The sequence below is a fragment of the Micromonospora costi genome (assembly GCF_003626655.1).
GTDB classification, from domain to species: domain Bacteria; phylum Actinomycetota; class Actinomycetes; order Mycobacteriales; family Micromonosporaceae; genus Micromonospora; species Micromonospora costi.
In genome coordinates this window covers 38,897-57,320 of the sequence record NZ_RBAN01000001.1, presented here as the reverse complement: position 1 = coordinate 57,320, position 18,424 = coordinate 38,897, and the positions used below count along the sequence as shown (strand labels likewise).

Here is an 18,424-nt window from a genome sequence, read left to right as displayed (position 1 = left end):
TTTCCTGCCATGGCGGGCGGATGTCGCCCGCGTGTCGGGATTCGTACAGACCCCCTCCACGGCGCGGGGGCGCGTGCGTAGAGTCCTTCGATACTCCACAGTGCGAAGGACGTTCATGCCGGATTCGCCTTCCGAGCCGCTCCTGACGTCGGTGCAGGACGCGGTCGTCCAGGCCTACTACCCGGACCGGGTCCGCGCGGCGACCGGCGCACGGACGCGGGCGCAGGCCGCCCAGTCGGTCGTGACGGTCTTCGCCGGGGCGCTGGTGGCAACGTTCACGCTGACGTCGCTGGCCAGCACCGCGCTCGTGACCCGGATCGGCGGCTGCCTGGCGGTGGCGCTGTGGCTGCTCGCCGCGGTGCTGTACGTCCGCGCGATCGCGACCATCGTGCCGCCCGGGCCGACGGCGGCCCGCGAGGTGCGGGACGCCCGGTCGCTCATCGCGGAGGTCCTCAGCCGGGGCGACGAGGAGGCGCGGCAGGTCGACCGGCGGCAGACCGTGGCGAACGGGGCCTCGGTGGTGGCCCTCGCGGCCACGGTGTTCACCTTCGCCTCCGCGTTGTTCGTCGACCATCCCGACAAGTCCCGGCCGGGCGTGGTGATCCTCGGGCCGGAGGGACAGGCGACGGTGGCCGCGTTGTGCGGTGCGCCGGTGGCGCGGGTGGAGGGCGACCTCGACGTGACCTCCCTGTCCGGCCAGTTCGTCTCGATCACGCTGGACCGTTGCGGTGACCGGCGCGGCGTCACCGTCCGACTGCCGAGGAGCGCGGTGGCGGCCGCGCTCACCACGAAGGGCTGAGCCATGGCACTGCACAGCGACCCGACCCTGCTGGTGGTACGCGCCGAGCCGTCGCTCGCGGCGGCCGGCGACGCCCTCGTCTCCCGCTGCCTGGACGCGATCCGGCGGCTGCACCGTGCCGGGGGCGCGCTCGACGCCCTGGTCCTGGTCGGTGATCTCACCGACGGCGCGACGGTGGCCGAGTTCGCCGCGGTGTCCCGGTTGGTCGATCGCGTCCTCGAGGAGTGTTGCGAGGCGCCCGGCCCCACCGACCTGCCGGTGGTGCTCGCGGCGCCGGGCCCGGGGGACCGGACCGGGATGGCACCGTCGCTGGTGACGGTCCGGTCGCTCACCGACTGGTGGCCACAGGTGCGGGACAGCTTCTGGGCGCGCGAGACCCCGGACGTGCTGGACGTGATCCGGACCAGCTTCACCCCGTTCGAGACCTGGTACGCCGGCTACGCGGAGCGGGGCCGCCAGGCCGGCCTGCTGCCCGGGGAGGGCGGCACCGTGCTGGCGTCGGGTGGCCCGCGGCTCGGGCTGGTGACGCTGAACGGCGCCTTCCGGATGCTGTCGGACGACGCCTCCGAGCTGGCGACGCTGCACCCGTCGCAGGTCGCGGCGGCGAGCGACGGTCCGGGTTGGACGGCGGTCGACGCGGTCGTCCTGCTCTCCGCCCTCTCCGCCGACGTGGCGACCGACGCCGCGACGCCGGTGCTGCGGATCGCCGGCCGGGCCGGGTCGGGCGACCCGTCGCCGTGGCTGATGGTCGACGACGCCCAGCTCCTGGTCGCCCGTCGCACCGCGGGCGGGGTGGAACTGGTGGACGTCGACGGCGGGCACGTCCGCGACGCCGTGGCCGTCCGGGCGGAACCGGACGACGGCGGCGCCGTCGCAGCGGTCGCCGAGCCGGAGCCGCTGGCCGCCCACGATCCGTCGGTCCTCCTCGCCGACCTGGACCAGGCGCTCGCCACCGGGCAGGCGGTCCTCGTCATCACCTCGGGCATCGAGGCGGAGTCCCGTGGGGAGTGGTCCAGCGCGCTCGGCAGCCCGGACGACCTGTTCGACGCGCTGGTCGACCAGCTCTCGCCGGAGATCGTGGGCGGCCGGGTCACGCTCGCCGCGGTCATGCAGCGGTTGCGCCAGATGGACCCGGCGCTGGTGCGCCGCACGATCTCGGGCATGCTCGTCGCCGACGGCGCGGCCACCAACGACACGGCGCTGCGGCTGCTGCTGGCCCCCTGGTACCGGGTGTACGACTGCACGGGGAGCAACATCTTCTCCGATCTCGCCGCCCGGCTGGACGTCGGCAGCAACGTCGTGGTGGTCGACGCGTACCGCGATCCGCCGGGGGGTCTGCGCCAGCAGCTCGAGATCGTCTCGATGAACGGCATCGCGCCGGGCAGCAGCGCGGCGCCGGTCAGCTTCGACATCGACGACCAGGGGCGCGGCAGCCGGGCCCAGTGGTTCCGGCAGATGAAGGCGGACCTCATCACCCACCCGGTGGTGGTGACGGCGAGCAGCGTCGACAGCCGGCACCTGTCGTTCTACCTGGACGCCATGACCAGCGACAGCGACGCCAACGGCATGCCGCCCCGGTTCGTGGTCGCGCCCGGCGCCGACGCCACCGCTTCCTGGCAGCTCGCGGGGGCCGGGTTCGGCCAGATCCCGCTGCCGGTGGCGGCCCTGGCGCGGGACCGGCTGAGCCAGTCGCGGGAGCCGATCCGGCGGGGCGCCCAGCTGCGGGCCCGGATGCGGTCGGTGCTGGACCGCAACGCGGGCGTGCAACTCGTCTCGACGCTGCTGGAGACCGCGCCGGCCGGCGACCCGCTCTACCTGCGTGGCACGGATCCCACCTGGGGTGACGTCAAGGAGGGCATCCCGGCGTCGCTGTCCACCCTGTCGTCGATGCTCACGCTGGCCGACGCCCCCGGCGCCAACCGCCCCGTGCTGGTGCTCAACGACCGGTCCGGCACCGGCAAGTCGACGACGCTGATGCAGTTCGGGGCGGCCCTGCACAACCGGGGCCTGGCGGTCGGGTGGGTGGACCGGGCCACCACCAAGTCGACCCAGGACGTCCTCGGCGAGTGCGTCGACCTCGGCCTGGACGCCGTCCTCATCGACGACGTGGACATCTTCGGCGCCGAGGCGGCCCGCCTCATGACCCAGCTCGGCCAGCGGGGGCGCGTGCTCGTGGCGGCCACCATCCGCAGCACCCGGGGGCACCTGCTCGACGGCGTACCGGGGTTGACCCGCGTACCGCCGCTGCGGCTCACCGACGACGACCTCAACGCGCTGGTGCACCGGCTGGAGACGTACCGCCAACTGGGCAAGCTCAAGCAGCAGAAGCTGCACGAGGCGCGGGTGGAGCGGCTCCGGCAGGTGTCCGACCGTGACCTGATGGCGGCGATGGTGGAGGTGATCACCGGCTACCGGTTCGAGGAGCGGGTCAGCAGCGAGTTCGCCCAGCTCGACGTCCGCGAGCGCGACATCTACGCGACCGTCTGCCTTTTCGAGGCCCTGCAGTACGAGGACCGCTCGCTCACGCTGCCGCAGAACGCGCTGCTGCAGATCGCCTCCGACGGCCCTCCGGACCCCGCCGTGAACCGCGCCATCGAGCGGCTCGTGTCCGGCCGCCGGATGCTGGTGCGCCGGGAGTCGGGGCACATCCGCACCCGGCACCGCGTCGTGGCGGAGGCCATGGAGAAGTTCATCCGCGGTGACAAGGCCTACTTCCAGGAGCTGTTCGAACGCCTGCTGCTCTTCTACGTGCAGCGGGGAGCGAACATCACCGACCGCAACGACCCGACCCGCCGCGCCATGGTGGCGCTCATCAACCACCGGGTGATGATCAAGTCGGGGCTGCCGGTGCTGGCGGTCCGGGACGTCTACCACCAGCTGCACGACTACCTCAAGGACGACTTCCACTACTGGTTGCAGTGCGGCTCGTACGAGCTGGAGAAGCGCAACCTGGACCTCGCCGCGACCTACCTGGAGACCGCCCGGGGCTGCGACGGCGGTCAGGACCACTTCAAGGTGGTCACCACCTGGGCGATGGTGTGCCTGCGACGGGCCAGCGAGCATCCCACGGACAGCGGCCTGCACGACGTGGCGGTCGAGGCGTTCGGTGAGCTGGAACGCGTCGCCTCGCAGGAGGGCGACCGCTCCCCGCACACCATCGTGACGATCGTGAAGGACGGCACCCACTGGTTGCAGCGCGGCGTGTTCTTCGCCCACGACGAGCGCCAGAGCTTCGCCCGTCGCATCCTGGCCTGGATCGAGATCGGGCGCCGGTTGCTGCGGATGAACGGCGAGTTCCGGTCGGCGTCCGAGCACTGCAGCGGGCCGCTGGAACGGATGGTGGCCGCAGACGAGGAGGAGCGTCCCATACCGCTCTGACCGTTCCGTCCCGGTCTCCGCGTCTCCGTCCGGCCCGCGCCTCCCGTGGCGCGGGCCGGACGCGTGTCCGGCTTTGTTCTCATGCAGTGGACTGCATGACCTTGCATCGCACGATCATGGCTGCTAGCCTTCATTGCATAGTCATGCGGAGGTGAGTATGGGAATCCGCGTCGCGGTCGCCGGCGCGAGCGGCTACGCCGGGGGCGAGCTGCTCCGCCTGGTCGCCGGGCACCCGGAGTTCGACCTGGTCGCCGCCACCGCGCACACCCAGGCCGGGCACCGTGTCGACGTCGTCCACCCGCAGCTCGCGGGGCTGGACCTGGTGCTCGGCGCTGCGGAGCCGGACGCGCTGGCCGAGGCGGACCTGGTCTTCCTCGCGCTGCCGCACGGCGAGTCGGCCGCGCTGGCCGCGCAACTGCCCACCGACGTGCGGATCGTGGACCTCGGCGCCGACCACCGGCTCGCCGACCCGTACGACTGGGCGCAGTACTACGGCGGCACCCACGCCGGGCAGTGGACCTACGGCCTGCCGGAGCTGCCCGGGCAGCGGGAGCGGATCGCCGCCTCGACCCGGGTGGCGAACACCGGCTGCTACGCCGTGGCCATCACCCTCGCGCTCGCCCCGCTCATCGCGGCCGGCGCCGCCGACCCGGCCGACGTGGTCGTCGTCGCCGCGTCCGGCACCTCCGGTGCCGGCCGGTCGGCCAAGGCGCACCTGCTCGCCAGCGAGGTGATGGGGGACCTGTCGCCCTACCGGGTCGGCACCCACCAGCACGTTCCGGAGATCAAGCAGGCCACCGGCGCCACCGGGCTCTCCCTCACGCCGGTGCTCGCGCCCATGCCGCGCGGCATCCTCGCCACCGTCACGGCGCGGCCGGCGCGCGGCGTGGACCCGCAGGCGGTGCTCGCCGAGGCGTACGCCGACGCGCCGTTCGTGCACGTGCTGCCCGAGGGGCAGTGGCCGCACACCGCCGCCACGCTCGGCTCGAACTCCTGCCACCTGCAGGCCACCGTCGACGTCGACTCGCGCCGGACGATCGTGCTCAGCGCGCTGGACAACCTCGGCAAGGGCGCGGCCGGCCAGGCCGTGCAGAACGCCAACCTGATGTTCGGCCTCCCGGAGACCACCGGCCTGTCGGTGTACGGGGTGGCCCCGTGACCGTCACCGTTCCCCGGGGTTTCCGGGCCGCCGGCGTCGCCGCCGGGCTCAAGGCCAGCGGCGCCCCCGACGTGGCCCTCGTGGTCAACGACGGCCCGGAGGCCGCCGCGGCCGGTGTCTTCACCGCCAACCGGGTGAAGGCGGCGCCGGTGCTGTGGACCGGGCAGGTGGTGCACGGCGGGCAGGTCCGTGCCGTCGTCCTCAACTCCGGCGGCGCGAACGCCTGCACCGGCCCGGCCGGCTTCCAGGACACCCACGCCACGGCCGAGCACGTGGCCGCCGCCCTCACCGCGTCCGGCGACGCGCCGGAGCTGGGCGCCGGCGAGGTCGCGGTCTGCTCGACCGGCCTCATCGGCGAGCGGCTGCCGATGCCCGCGCTGCTGGCCGGCGTGGACGACGCGGTGCGGCGGCTCTCGACGGCCGGCGGCGCGCCCGCCGCCGAGGCGATCATGACCACGGACACCCGGCCGAAGACCACCGTGACGCGGGGCGCCGGCTGGACCGTCGGCGGCATGGCCAAGGGCGCCGGGATGCTCGCCCCCGCCCTGGCGACCATGCTGTGCGTCCTGACGACGGACGCGGTGGCCGGCCCGGAGGCGCTGGACGCCGCGCTGCGCGAGGCGTGCCGGGTCACGTTCGACCGGATCGACTCCGACGGCTGCATGTCCACCAACGACACCGTGCTGCTGCTCGCCAGCGGGGCGTCCGGCGTGACGCCCGCACCCGGCGAGCTGGCCGCCGCGGTCACCGCGGCCTGCCACGACCTCGCGCAGCAGCTCGTCGCCGACGCGGAGGGCGCGACCAAGCAGATCGCCATCGAGGTGGTCGGCGCGGCGCGCGAGGACGACGCGGTCGAGGTCGGCCGGACCGTGGCCCGCAACAACCTGGTGAAGACTGCGCTGTTCGGCAACGACCCGAACTGGGGGCGGATCCTCGCCGCCGTGGGCACGACCACGGCCGTGTTCGAGCCGGACGAGGTGGATGTGGCGGTCAACGGGGTCTGGGTGTGCCGGGCCGGCGCCGCGGCCGAGGACCGGTCGAAGGTCGACCTCAGCGGGCGGGACGTGACCATCGGGATCGACCTGCACGCCGGCGCCGCCGCGGCCACGATCTGGACCAACGACCTGTCCCACGCGTACGTGCACGAGAACTCGGCGTACTCGACATGACCCTCTCCGCCGACCTCACCCGTTCCCAGGCCAAGGCCGAGACGCTGATCGAGGCGCTGCCGTGGCTGGCGCGCTTCTCCGGCGCGACCGTCGTCGTCAAGTACGGCGGCAACGCCATGGTCGACCCCGAGCTGCAGCGCGCGTTCGCCGCCGACATGGTCTTCCTGCGCTACGCCGGCCTGAAGCCGGTCGTCGTGCACGGCGGCGGGCCGCAGATCTCGGCCATGCTCGGCCGGCTCGGCATCGCCAGCGAGTTCCGCGGCGGCCTGCGGGTCACCACGCCGGAGGCGATGGACGTGGTCCGGATGGTCCTGGTCGGCCAGGTGGGCCGGGAACTCGTGGGCCTCATCAACGCGCACGGCCCGTTCGCGGTCGGCCTCTCCGGCGAGGACGCCGGCCTGTTCACCGCGGTCCGGCGACCGGCGTACGTCGACGGCGAGCCGGTCGACGTCGGCCAGGTGGGCGACGTGGAGTCGGTCGACGTCTCGGCGGTCACCGACCTCATCGCAGCCGGTCGCATCCCGGTGATCTCGACCGTCGCGCCGGACGCCGACGGGGTGCTGCACAACCTCAACGCGGACACCGCCGCCGCCGCGCTCGCGGTCGCGCTGGAGGCCCGCAAGCTGGTCGTGCTCACCGACGTGGCCGGCCTCTACGCCGACTGGCCGGACACCACGAGCCTGGTCTCCGAGATCGACGCGGACGACCTGGCGAAGCTGCTGCCCACCCTCGAGTCGGGGATGGTGCCCAAGATGGAGGCCTGCCTGCGGGCGGTGCGCGGGGGAGTGCCGGCCGCGCACGTCGTCGACGGCCGGGTCGCCCACTCGACGCTGCTCGAGGTGTTCACCTCGGAAGGGTTCGGAACGATGGTGAAGCCGTCATGAGCACGCTCGTACAGCGCTGGGGACAGTCCATGATGGACAACTACGGGACGCCTCCGCTGGCGCTGGTCTCCGGTTCCGGCGCCGTCGTGGTCGACGAGGACGGCCGGGAGTACGTCGACCTCGTGGGCGGCATCGCGGTGAACGCCCTCGGCCACGCGCACCCGGCCGTCGTGGCGGCCGTGTCGAAGCAGGTCGGCACGCTCGGGCACGTCTCCAACCTCTACGTCGCCGAACCGCCGGTGGCCCTGGCCGAGCTGCTGCTGGCGCTCGCCGGCCGGCCCGGTCGGGTCTTCTTCGCCAACTCCGGCGCCGAGGCGAACGAGGCCGCTTTCAAGCTCTCCCGACTCACCGGCCGCCACCACGTGGTCGCCACGGCGGGCGGGTTTCACGGCCGGACGATGGGCGCCCTGGCCCTGACCGGGCAGCCCGCCAAGGCCGACCCGTTCCGCCCGCTGCCCGGCGACGTCACCCACGTCACCTACGGCGACGTGGCCGCCCTGGAGGCGGCGGTCACCGACGCCACCGCCATGGTGATCCTGGAGCCGATCCAGGGCGAGAACGGCGTGGTCGTCCCCCCGGCCGGCTACCTGGCCGCCGCCCGGCGTATCACCGCCCGGCACGGCGCGCTGCTCGTGCTCGACGAGGTGCAGACCGGGATCGGGCGCACCGGCCACTGGTTCGCCCACCAGGCCGACGGCGTGGAGCCCGACGTCGTCACCCTGGCCAAGGGGCTCGGCGGCGGGCTGCCGCTGGGCGCCACCCTGGCGTTCGGCCGGGCGGCCGAGCTGCTCACGCCCGGCTCGCACGGCACCACGTTCGGCGGCAACCCGGTCAGCTGCGCGGCCGCCCTCGCGGTGGTGAGCACCATCGCCCACGAGGGGCTGCTCGACCACGTCAAGCGGGTCGGCGAGCGTCTGCGCCGGGGCATCGAGGCGCTGGGCCACCCGCTGGTCTCCGGCGTACGCGGCGCCGGCCTGCTGCTCGGCGTGGTGCTGGCCGCGCCCGTGGCGCCGGTGCTCGGCGAGGCGCTGCGCGAGGCCGGCTTCCTCGTGAACCCGGTGCAGCCGGGCGTGGTCCGGCTCGCCCCACCGCTGATCCTCACCTCCGACCAGGTCGACGCGTTCCTCGCGGCCCTCCCCGCCGCGCTGGACGCCACCGCGCCGGCCGCCGCCGGCACGACCACCGCCCCGACCACGACCACCATTCCCCGCGCCACCACCACCGCCCCGGAGACGACCGCATGACCCGCCACTTCCTGCGTGACGACGACCTCAGCCCCGCCGAGCAGGCGGCCGTGCTGGATCTCGCCGCCCGGATGAAGGCCGACCGGTTCGCGTACCGGCCGCTCGCCGGGCCGCGGTCGGTGGCGGTCCTCTTCGACAAGCAGAGCCTGCGCACCCGGATCTCCTTCGACGCCGGCATCGCCGAACTGGGCGGGCACCCGCTCGTCGTGGACACCCAGGTCACCCACTTCGGCCGGGGGGAGACCCTTTCCGACGCCGGCCGGGTGCTGTCCCGCTACGTCGCCGCGATCGTGCTGCGCACGCACGGCGACGACCGGATCGCCGAGGTCGCCGACGGGGCGACCGTGCCCGTGGTCAACGCGCTCACCGACGGCTTCCACCCCTGCCAGCTCCTCGCCGACCTGCTCACCGTCCGCGAGCGGTTCGGCGCCACGGCGGGGCGCACCCTCGCGTACGTCGGCGACGCGGCCAACAACATGGCCCACTCGTACCTGCTGGCCGGGGCGACCGCCGGGATGCACGTCCGGGTCGCCGGGCCGGCCGGCTTCGCGCCCGACCCCGCCGTCGTGGCCCGCGCCACCGAGATCGCCGCCGTCACGGGCGGGTCGGCCAGCGTGCTCACCGACCCGGCGGTCGCCGTGAAGAACGCCGACGTGGTCGCCACCGACACCTGGACGTCGATGGGGCAGGAGACCGACGGGCTCGACCGCATCACCCCGTTCCTGCCGTACCAGGTCAACGCCGACCTGCTCGCCCAGGCCGCGCCCGGCGCGATCGTGCTGCACTGCCTGCCCGCGCACCGCGGCGAGGAGATCACCGACGAGGTGCTCGACGGCCCGCGGAGCGCGGTGTTCGACCAGGCGGAGAATCGGCTGCACGCCCAGAAGGCGCTGCTCACGTTCCTCCTCGAGGCCGCGGCCGCGGCACCGGACGCGGCGGCGCCGGGCGCCACCGCGACCAGGGAGACCACATGACCGCCCCGCTGACCCGCGCCGCCCGCCACGCCCGCATCGTCGAGCTGATCCGGGACAAGGCCGTCCACTCGCAGACCGAGCTGGCCGACCTGCTCGCCGGTGACGGCATCCAGGTCACCCAGGCCACCCTCTCCCGGGACCTCAAGGAACTCGGCGCGGTGACCGTACGCGGCGGCGACGGGCGCGGCGTCTACCTGATCCCCGAGGACGGCCACCGGCCGCTGTTCGACGCGGAGTCCGCGCCGGCCCGGCTCGTCCGGCTGCTGCGCGAGCTGCTCAACGGGGTCGACTCCAGCGGCAACATCGCCGTGCTGCGTACCCCGCCGGGCGCAGCGCAGTACCTGGCCAGCGCGTTGGACCGAGCGGGCCTGCCCGAGGTCGTCGGCACGATCGCCGGCGACGACACCATCCTCGTCGTGGCCCGCGAGGCCGACGGCGGAGCCGCGCTCGGCGAGAAGCTCGCCGGCTGGGCACGCCGGGAAGAGAACGTTGAAGGGAGCACCACACCATGACCGAGCGGGTCGTCCTGGCGTACTCCGGAGGGCTGGACACCTCCGTCGCCATTCCCTACCTGGCCGAGCAGACCGGCGCCGAGGTGATCGCGGTCGCGGTCGACGTCGGCCAGGGCGGCGAGGACATGAACGTCATCCGGCAGCGCGCCCTGGACTGCGGCGCCGTGGAGTCCGAGGTGGTCGACGCGCGCGACGAGTTCGCCGCCGAGTACTGCCTGCCGGCGATCCGCGCGAACGCCCTCTACATGGACCGGTACCCGCTGGTGTCCGCGCTGTCCCGGCCGCTCATCGTGAAGCACCTGGTGACGGCCGCGAAGAAGCATGGCGGCACGATCGTCTCGCACGGGTGCACCGGCAAGGGCAACGACCAGGTCCGCTTCGAGGTGGGCCTGGGCGCCCTCGCCCCCGACCTGAAGATCATCGCGCCGGCCCGGGACTTCGCCTGGACCCGCGACAAGGCGATCGCGTTCGCCGAGGAGAAGGGCCTGCCGATCGACGTGTCGGCGAAGTCGCCGTACTCCATCGACCAGAACCTGTGGGGCCGCGCGGTGGAGACCGGCTTCCTGGAGGACATCTGGAACGGCCCCATCGAGGACCTGTACTCGTACACCAGCGACCCGGCGCAGGAGCGCGACGCCGACGAGGTCGTCATCACCTTCGACGCCGGTGTGCCGGTGGCCGTGGACGGTGAGACGGTCACCCCGTACCAGGCGATCCTGGAGCTGAACCGGCGTGCGGGGGCGCAGGGTGTCGGCCGGCTCGACATGGTCGAGGACCGCCTCGTGGGCATCAAGAGCCGCGAGGTGTACGAGGCGCCGGGCGCCATCGCGCTCATCACCGCACACCAGGAGCTGGAGGCGGTCACCGTCGAGCGGGACCTGGCCCGGTTCAAGCGCGGCGTCGACCAGCGCTGGGGCGAGCTGGTCTACGACGGCCTGTGGTTCTCGCCGCTGAAGCGGTCCCTGGACGCGTTCATCGACGACGCCCAGCGGTACGTCTCGGGCGAGGTGCGGCTGACCCTGCACGCCGGGCGGGCCACCGTCACGGGTCGCCGCTCCGAGGCCAGCCTCTACGACTTCGGCATGGCCACGTACGACACCGGCGACACCTTCGACCAGTCGCTCGCCAAGGGCTTCGTGCAGCTGTGGGGCCTGCCCAGCAAGATGGCCGCGGCCCGGGACTCCCGGCTGGGCGGCTGAGGCGTGATGCGTGCGAGCGCGAGGAGTGAGCGAGCGCAGCGAGTGAGCCCCGCAGTCGGGAGCGAGAGGTGAGCACTGCCACAATGGGTCCGGTGGACGACAAGAGCCTGACCGAGAACAGCGCCGCCACCAACCGGACGAGCCTGTGGGGCGGCCGGTTCGCCGGCGGCCCCGCGGAGGCCCTGGCCCGGCTGTCGGTGAGCGTGCAGTTCGACTGGCGGCTGGCGCCGTACGACATCGCCGGTTCCCGGGCGCACGCCCGGGTCCTGGCCGGCGCCGGCCTGCTGGACCCGGAGGAACTCGGGAAGATCCTCGCGGCGCTGGACGACCTGGAGGCGGCCTGCGCGTCCGGCCAGTTCCGTCCCACCGTCGACGACGAGGACGTGCACACCGCGCTGGAGCGCGGCCTGCTGGAACGGCTCGGCAGCCTCGGCGGCAAGCTGCGCGCCGGCCGCTCGCGCAACGACCAGGTTGCCACCGACCTGCGGCTCTACCTGCGCGACCACGCGCGGGGCGTCGCCGCCCGGCTCGTCGAACTGGCCGAGGCGCTGGTCGAGCAGGCCGAGCGGCACGTGGACACTGCCGCGCCGGGCATGACGCACCTCCAGCACGCCCAGCCGGTCACGTTCGGGCACTGGCTGCTGGCCCACGTCCAGCCGCTGCTGCGGGACCTGGAGCGGATGCGGGACTGGGACGAGCGGGCGGCCATCAGCCCGCTCGGCGCGGGCGCGCTGGCCGGCTCCGGCCTGCCGCTGGACCCGGTGGCCGTGTCGAAGGAACTGGGCTTCCGCACCTCGTTCGCCAACTCGATGGACGCGGTCGCCGACCGGGACTTCGTGGCGGAGTTCCTGTTCGTCACCGCGATGATCGGCGTGCACCTGTCTCGCCTCGGCGAGGAGGTGGTGCTCTGGACGTCCCAGGAGTTCGGCTGGGTGGAGCTGGACGACGCCTTCGCCACCGGCTCGTCGATCATGCCGCAGAAGAAGAACGCGGACATCGCCGAGCTGGCCCGGGGCAAGTCGGGCCGCCTCGTGGGCGGGCTCATGAGCGTGCTCACGATGCTCAAGGGCCTGCCCATGACGTACGACCGGGACATGCAGGAGGACAAGGAGCCGGCCTTCGACGCGGTCGACACCCTGGAACTGCTGCTGCCGGCGCTCGCGGGGATGATCTCCACGATGACGGTACGCGTCGACCGCCTGGTCGCCGCCGCCCCGGTGGGCTTCTCGCTGGCCACCGAGGTGGCCGACTGGCTGGTACGCAGGGGCGTGCCGTTCCGCGACGCGCACGAGATCACCGGCCGGCTCGTGGCGCTCTGCGTGGCCCGCGACTGCGCCCTCGACGAGGTGTCCGACGCCGACCTCGCCGCGGTCAGCGAACACCTCGACCCGTCGGTGCGCGACGTGCTGTCAGTCCGTTCGGCGCTCGCCGCGCGCACCACGCCCGGCTCCACGGGGCCCGGCCCGGTGGCCGACCAGCTCGCCGCGGCGGCGGACCGGCTGGCCGGCTGGCGGGAGTGGGCCGCCGAGCGGGTCGTACCCCGCTGACGCCGTACCCGCGCGACGCCTCACCGGCGTCGCGCGGGGCTCAGGCCGTCGGCCGCTCGCGCTTCGGCAGCTTCGCCACCACCGCGTCGTACGACCCGTCGACCGCCTCGGTCAACTCCTCGTCGTCGATCCCGCCGTCCAGCCGCAGGGTGTTCCACCCGGACCGTCCGATGTAGGGCATCACGCGGGCGTCGCCGGGATGGCGGTGCAGCCACTCGTCGGCCACCTCGCGGGTGGGCCCGCACTTCACCCCCACCGTGGGGGCGGAGTCGGCCGAGCCGAGGAACGCGAAGATGCGGCTGCCCACCTTGACCACCTCGTCGCCCTCCCACGGCTGGTCCAGCCAGGCGCCCGGCTTCGCCAGGCAGTACGCCCGCATCTCCTCGCGCCGCATCGCGCCCTCCCGTCGGTCGGTCTGCTGGACAGTCTGCCGCCATCCAGCGGTGGGCGTCGGTGCGACACCGCGCGGATCGCTCAGCCCGGAACGTGCTCGGGTGCGATCGGCGCCCGCGCCGGGTCAGCTTCCGGTGCGCGCGGTGAGCCGGTCGAAGCGTTGCCGGGCGGCCTGCGCGCTGCCCAGGCCGAGCCCGAAGGCGATCGCCTGCCAGGTCAGGCCCCGGGAGCGGGCCAGCGTCACCAGGCCCGCCTCCAGCGCGTCGAGTTCGGCGCGGACGTGCGGCACCAGGGTCAACGCGGCCGTGAGGTCGGCGTCGTCGACCGGGTCCTCGGCGTCGGCCAGCTCGGCGCCACCGGCCGCGAGGGCGGTCACGAGGGCGACGGCCTCCCAGGGGTCGAGCACGTACGGGTGGGCGTAGCGACGCCGGCGCTCGTCGGTGCCCGCGTGCCGCTCGCTGATCCGCTGGAGCGCGGCGTGGGTGCGGTGCGCCCGGGCCCGGGCCGCGTCGGGCGTGGTGAAGGTGTCCTCCTGCGTCATGCCCCCATCCCAACTCATCAACGTAGAGTTGTCAACGGAATGTTGAAGCCTCTCAAGGGGCTCGCCTATCCTCCTAGGACGGCTTACGGGTGGTGGTGTCGCTCGCGCCGGTCGCCCTTCCAAGATCGTGCTCGATCATCGAAGTAGTGGTGTCCCGACGCCGTCGAGGCCACTACTTCCGGGATCGAGCACGATCTTGGCGCGGGGCGCGGGGCGCGGGGCGCGGGGCGCGGGGCGCGGGGCGCGGGGCGCGGGGCGCGGGGCGCGGGGCGCGGGGCGCGGGGCGCGGGGCGCGGGGCGCGGGGCGCGGGGCGCGGGGCGCGGGGGTGGCCGTGCGGGTGGGGTGGGCGGGCCGCTGGGTACGGTCGGGGCATGGACGTGCTCCCGGGCGGTCGTGCCGCCGAACCGGGCCTGGCCGCGCTGGCCGGGCTGCTCGCCGGCCCGGTGGTGCCGGCCGCCCGCGGCCTGCTCGGCTGCCACCTCTCCGCCGGCGGGGTGACGGTGCGGATTACCGAGGTCGAGGCGTACGCGGGCACCGCCGGTGACCCCGCCTCCCACGCCCACCGGGGGCGCACCCCGCGCAACACCGTGATGTTCGGCCCGGCCGGGCACGCGTACGTCTACTTCACCTACGGCATGCACTGGTGCATGAACGTGGTCACCGGCCCGGACGGGGAGGCCTCGGCGGCGCTGCTGCGGGCCGGCGAGGTGGTCGACGGCCTCGACGTGGCCCGGGCCCGGCGCACCGCCGTACGCCGGGACGTGGATCTCGCGCGCGGGCCTGCCCGCCTCTGCGCGGCGCTCGGCATCGACAAGTCGGTGTACGGCCGCTACCTGCTCGGCGACGGGCCGGTCCGGTTGCGCCCGGCGCCCGTGCCGGTGCCGCCCTCGGCGGTGGCTGCCGGCCCGCGCGTGGGCGTGACCGGCGCGCACGACGTCCCCTGGCGGTTCTGGATCGAGGGCGACCCGACGGTGAGCGACTACCGGCGGCACACGCCCCGCAGCCGGCGCTGACCGCTCGGCCGGCGGCTTCCGCCGGCGCGTGGATGCCGTTCTGTCGGGGGGTGTGGCCATAATCACGCCGACGAAGCCCGAGGACGGAGGACGGCCGATGACCACGCTGCTCGCGATCGGCACCAGCAAGGGACTTTTCCTGGCCACCAGCAGGGACGGCCGGCGCAGCTGGCGGGTCGACGGCCCGCACTTCCCGATGACCGGCGTCTACGCCGTCGGCATCGACAAACGCCGGGCCGCCCCGCGGCTGCTCGCCAGCACGACCAGTTCGCACTTCGGGCCGAGCGTCGCCGTGAGCGACGACCTGGGGGCGTCCTGGCGGGAGCCGGAGCAGGCGCCGGTCGCGTTCCCGGCCGACACGGGGGTGAGCCTGGGCCGGGTGTGGCAGCTCACCCCGGCCGGCCCCGACCAGCCGGACGTCGTGTGGGCCGGCACGGAGCCGTCCGCGCTGTTCCGCTCGGAGGACGGCGGGGTCACCTACGAACTGGTGCGCGCCCTCTGGGAGCACCCGCACCGCACCGAGTGGGGCGCCGGCTTCGGTGGCCAGGCGGTGCACACGGTGCTGCCGCATCCGGCGGACGCCGACCGCATCCTGGTCGCCATGTCCACCGGCGGCGTCTACCGGTCCGACGACGGGGGCGCCTCCTGGGCGCCGGGCAACACGGGCATCCGCGCCTACTTCCTGCCCGACGAGTGGCCGGAGTTCGGTCAGTGCGTACACAAGGTGACCCGGGACGCGGGCGACCCGGACCGGCTCTACGCGCAGAACCACCGCGGCGTCTACCGGTCCGACGACGACGGCCGCACCTGGTCCTCGATCGCCGAGGGGCTGCCGAGCGACTTCGGCTTCCCGATCGTGACGCTGCCGGGGCGGCCCGGCACGGTGTTCACGTTCCCGCTCGCCGCCGACGGCGAGCGCTGGCCGGTGGGGCACCGATGCCGGGTCTACCGCTCGGCCGACGCCGGCAGCAGCTGGGAGGCGCTCGCCTCCGGCCTACCGGACGAGCCGTTCTTCCCGTCGGTGCTGCGCGACGCGATGTGCGCCGACGACGGCGATCCGGGCGGCGTCTACTTCGGCACCCGCTCCGGCGAGGTCTACGCCAGCCGGGACGAGGGCGACTCGTGGTCGCTGGTCGCCGCGCACCTGCCGGACGTGCTGTGCGTCCGTGCCGCGGAGGTCTGAGGTGGTCACCGTGCTGGTCCCGGGTCCGCTGCGCGGGGAGGCCGGCGGCGCGAGCCGGCTGAGCGTCCCCGCCGCTGGCTCGCTCCGTACGGTCCTCGACGGGCTGGCGGCGGCCTGGCCGCGGCTGGCGCGCCGGATCCGCGACGAGCGGGGCGAGCTGCGGCGGTACGTGAACGTCTACGTCGACGGGGAGGACTGCCGGCATCTGGGTGGCCTCGACGCCCCGGTGCGGGAGGGCGCCGAGGTGCAGGTCCTCCCGTCGGTCGCGGGCGGCTGACGAGGCGCGCCTGCGGTGGCTGACGGGCGTGGTCGCGGGCGGCCGACGAAGCCCGCCGGCGGCGGCTGACGAGGCGTCCGGCCCGGCGCCGCTCCGGCGGCCCGGGTCGCCCGTCCGGCGTGACGGCCACCACCCCGGAGACCTGTGCGTGCGGAATTATTGACTCGTCAAATATGTTGTCGGGTGCGTCCGGGTCCACCACGGTCCCGGCGATCAACCCGAGGAGTCGGTCATGCAGTTCGGAGTCTTCACCGTCGGCGACGTCACGGTCGACCCGACGAACGGTCGCGAGCCGACCGAGCATGAGCGGATCAAGGCGATGGTGGCCATCGCGCTGAAGGCCGAAGAGGTCGGCCTCGACGTCTTCGCCACGGGCGAGCACCACAACCCGCCGTTCGTGCCCTCGTCGCCGACGACCCTGCTCGGCTACATCGCAGCGCGTACGGAGCGGTTGCTGCTCTCCACGTCCACCACGCTGATCACCACGAACGACCCGGTGAAGATCGCCGAGGACTACGCGATGCTCCAGCACCTGGCCGGCGGCCGGATCGACCTGATGATGGGGCGCGGCAACACCGGCCCGGTGTACCCCTGGTTCGGCCAGGACATCCGCAACGGCATCCCCCTGGCCATCGAGAACTACGACCTGCTGCGCCGGCTGTGGCGCGAGGACGTCGTGGACTGGAAGGGCCGCTTCCGCACCCCGCTGCAGTCCTTCACGTCCACGCCGCGGCCGCTGGACGGCGTCCCGCCGTTCGTGTGGCACGGCTCGATCCGCAGCCCCGAGATCGCCGAGCAGGCCGCCTACTACGGTGACGGCTTCTTCCACAACCACATCTTCTGGCCGAAGGAGCACACGCAGCGGATGGTCGGGCTCTACCGGCAGCGCTTCGAGCACTACGGCCACGGCTCCGCCGACCAGGCCATCGTCGGCCTCGGCGGGCAGGTGTTCATGCGGAAGAACTCGCAGGACGCGGTCCGGGAGTTCCGGCCGTACTTCGACAACGCCCCGGTCTACGGGCACGGGCCGTCGCTGGAGGAGTTCACCCGCGAGACGCCGCTGACCGTGGGCAGCCCGCAGCAGGTCATCGACCGCACCCTCACGTTCCGCGACTACGTGGGCGACTACCAGCGCCAGCTGTTCCTGATCGACCACGCCGGCCTGCCGTTGAAGACCGTGCTGGAGCAGCTCGACATCCTGGGTGAGGAGGTCGTCCCGGTGCTGCGCAAGGAGTTCGACTCGCTGCGTCCGGCGCACGTTCCGGAGGCGCCGACCCACGCCTCGCTGGTCGCCGCCGCGGGCGGCGCCAAGGACGCCACGATCCACGCCGTCGACGACGTGACGGGCAAGGCACCCGAGGCGGCCGCGCGATGACCAGCCGCACCCTGGCCGTGGTGTCGGCCGGTCTCAGCCAGCCCTCGTCCACCCGGCTGCTCGCCGACCAGCTCGCCGCGGCGACCCGCGACGAGCTGGCCGGTCGCGGCGAAGCCGTCGACACGCGTCTCGTCGACCTGCGCGAGCACGCGCACGACGTGGTGAACCACCTGCTCACCGGTTTCCCGTCGGAGTCGCTGCGCGCGGTGCTCGACACGGTCACCGGCGCGGACGGGCTCATCGCCGTGACGCCCATCTTCAACGCCTCGTACAACGGGCTGTTCAAGTCCTTCTTCGACCTGGTCGAGGCGGACGCCCTCACCGACCGGCCGGTGCTCATCGCGGCGACCGGCGGCACGGCCCGGCACTCGCTGGCGTTGGAGCATGCGGTACGGCCACTGTTCACGTACCTGCACGCGGTGGTGCTGCCCACGTCGGTGTTCGCGGCGCCCGAGGACTGGGCCAGCGGCACCGCCGACGGCGCCCTGCGGGCCCGGATCGAGCGGGCCGGCGCCGAGCTGGCCGAGCAGATGCACCGGCGGCCGCTGTCGACCGGGCCGGCCGACCCGTTCGCGTTGACCACCGACTTCGCGGACCTGCTCGGGCGCCGGGAGCCGTGAGCCCGACCCGACGACCCACCGCTGCGCGCGCCCGGCACTAACCCGCAGGGCCCGGCGCCGACCCGCCGGCCGGGCGACAACGCACCGGCCCGGCAGTGACCCGCCGGCCTCGACAACGACACACCGGCCCGGCGGCGACCCGCCGGGCCGGGCGCG

At 73.9% G+C, this 18,424-nt stretch carries 17 protein-coding genes; 15 read left to right on the top strand and 2 right to left on the bottom strand.

What is annotated here, in order from left to right:
* Positions 1–115: 115 nt before the first annotated feature.
* The 10 genes from D7193_RS00255 to argH all read left to right on the top strand — a co-directional run bounded on the left by D7193_RS00255 (position 116) and on the right by argH (position 12,865).
* Complete coding sequence (locus D7193_RS00255) at positions 116–799, top strand: hypothetical protein (protein WP_120777370.1); 684 nt, start codon at positions 116–118, stop codon at positions 797–799.
* 3 nt (positions 800–802) lie between these two features.
* Positions 803–4,177, top strand: coding sequence for a P-loop NTPase (locus tag D7193_RS00250; protein WP_120777369.1), 3,375 nt, complete (start codon positions 803–805; stop codon positions 4,175–4,177).
* 157 nt (positions 4,178–4,334) lie between these two features.
* Positions 4,335–5,336 carry an N-acetyl-gamma-glutamyl-phosphate reductase gene (argC, locus tag D7193_RS00245; RefSeq protein ID WP_120777368.1) on the top strand — a complete coding sequence of 334 codons (1,002 nt, stop codon included), beginning with the start codon at positions 4,335–4,337 and terminating at the stop codon, positions 5,334–5,336.
* Entirely contained in the window at positions 5,333–6,505 is a 1,173-nt protein-coding gene (gene argJ / locus D7193_RS00240) for a bifunctional glutamate N-acetyltransferase/amino-acid acetyltransferase ArgJ (protein ID WP_120777367.1), read from the top strand. Before argC ends, argJ begins: the two co-directional genes overlap by 4 nt.
* Positions 6,502–7,389: an acetylglutamate kinase gene (gene argB / locus D7193_RS00235; protein ID WP_120777366.1), complete on the top strand. Its 888-nt coding sequence runs from the start codon at positions 6,502–6,504 to the stop codon at positions 7,387–7,389. Before argJ ends, argB begins: the two co-directional genes overlap by 4 nt.
* Entirely contained in the window at positions 7,386–8,633 is a 1,248-nt protein-coding gene (locus D7193_RS00230; RefSeq protein ID WP_120777365.1) for an acetylornithine transaminase, read from the top strand. Before argB ends, D7193_RS00230 begins: the two co-directional genes overlap by 4 nt.
* Entirely contained in the window at positions 8,630–9,607 is a 978-nt protein-coding gene (gene argF / locus D7193_RS00225) for an ornithine carbamoyltransferase (protein WP_120777364.1), read from the top strand. The genes D7193_RS00230 and argF overlap by 4 nt, the downstream gene beginning before the upstream one ends.
* Positions 9,604–10,119 carry an arginine repressor gene (locus D7193_RS00220; protein ID WP_120777363.1) on the top strand — a complete coding sequence of 172 codons (516 nt, stop codon included), beginning with the start codon at positions 9,604–9,606 and terminating at the stop codon, positions 10,117–10,119. Before argF ends, D7193_RS00220 begins: the two co-directional genes overlap by 4 nt.
* On the top strand, positions 10,116–11,318 hold the full coding sequence (locus tag D7193_RS00215; protein ID WP_120777362.1) for an argininosuccinate synthase: 1,203 nt from the start codon (positions 10,116–10,118) through the stop codon (positions 11,316–11,318). Before D7193_RS00220 ends, D7193_RS00215 begins: the two co-directional genes overlap by 4 nt.
* A gap of 83 nt (positions 11,319–11,401) precedes the next feature.
* On the top strand, positions 11,402–12,865 hold the full coding sequence (gene argH / locus D7193_RS00210; RefSeq protein WP_120777361.1) for an argininosuccinate lyase: 1,464 nt from the start codon (positions 11,402–11,404) through the stop codon (positions 12,863–12,865).
* A 40-nt stretch (positions 12,866–12,905) separates the two neighbouring features.
* Here argH and D7193_RS00205 read toward each other — a convergent pair whose 3' ends face one another.
* Entirely contained in the window at positions 12,906–13,259 is a 354-nt protein-coding gene (locus D7193_RS00205; RefSeq protein ID WP_120777360.1) for an MmcQ/YjbR family DNA-binding protein, read from the bottom strand.
* Between the two features lie 123 nt (positions 13,260–13,382).
* The gene (locus D7193_RS00200) at positions 13,383–13,799 is read right to left on the bottom strand and encodes a DNA-binding protein (protein WP_120777359.1); all 417 of its coding nucleotides are present in this window, start codon (positions 13,797–13,799) and stop codon (positions 13,383–13,385) included.
* 372 nt (positions 13,800–14,171) lie between these two features.
* On the opposite strand from D7193_RS00200, the gene D7193_RS00190 reads away from it, so the two are divergent.
* From D7193_RS00190 to D7193_RS00170, 5 genes are all read left to right on the top strand, one after another.
* A complete protein-coding gene (locus D7193_RS00190) occupies positions 14,172–14,813 on the top strand; it encodes a DNA-3-methyladenine glycosylase (RefSeq protein WP_120777358.1) in 642 nt (213 codons plus the stop codon).
* A 97-nt stretch (positions 14,814–14,910) separates the two neighbouring features.
* Entirely contained in the window at positions 14,911–15,996 is a 1,086-nt protein-coding gene (locus tag D7193_RS00185; RefSeq protein WP_120777357.1) for a WD40/YVTN/BNR-like repeat-containing protein, read from the top strand.
* Positions 15,997–16,006: 10 nt separating this feature from the next.
* Positions 16,007–16,273, top strand: a complete 267-nt coding sequence (locus D7193_RS00180) for a MoaD/ThiS family protein (RefSeq protein ID WP_241562763.1) — start codon at positions 16,007–16,009, stop codon at positions 16,271–16,273.
* 232 nt (positions 16,274–16,505) lie between these two features.
* The gene (locus tag D7193_RS00175; protein ID WP_120777355.1) at positions 16,506–17,648 is read left to right on the top strand and encodes an LLM class flavin-dependent oxidoreductase; all 1,143 of its coding nucleotides are present in this window, start codon (positions 16,506–16,508) and stop codon (positions 17,646–17,648) included.
* Complete coding sequence (locus D7193_RS00170) at positions 17,645–18,268, top strand: FMN reductase (RefSeq protein WP_120777354.1); 624 nt, start codon at positions 17,645–17,647, stop codon at positions 18,266–18,268. Before D7193_RS00175 ends, D7193_RS00170 begins: the two co-directional genes overlap by 4 nt.
* Positions 18,269–18,424 lie beyond the last annotated feature (156 nt).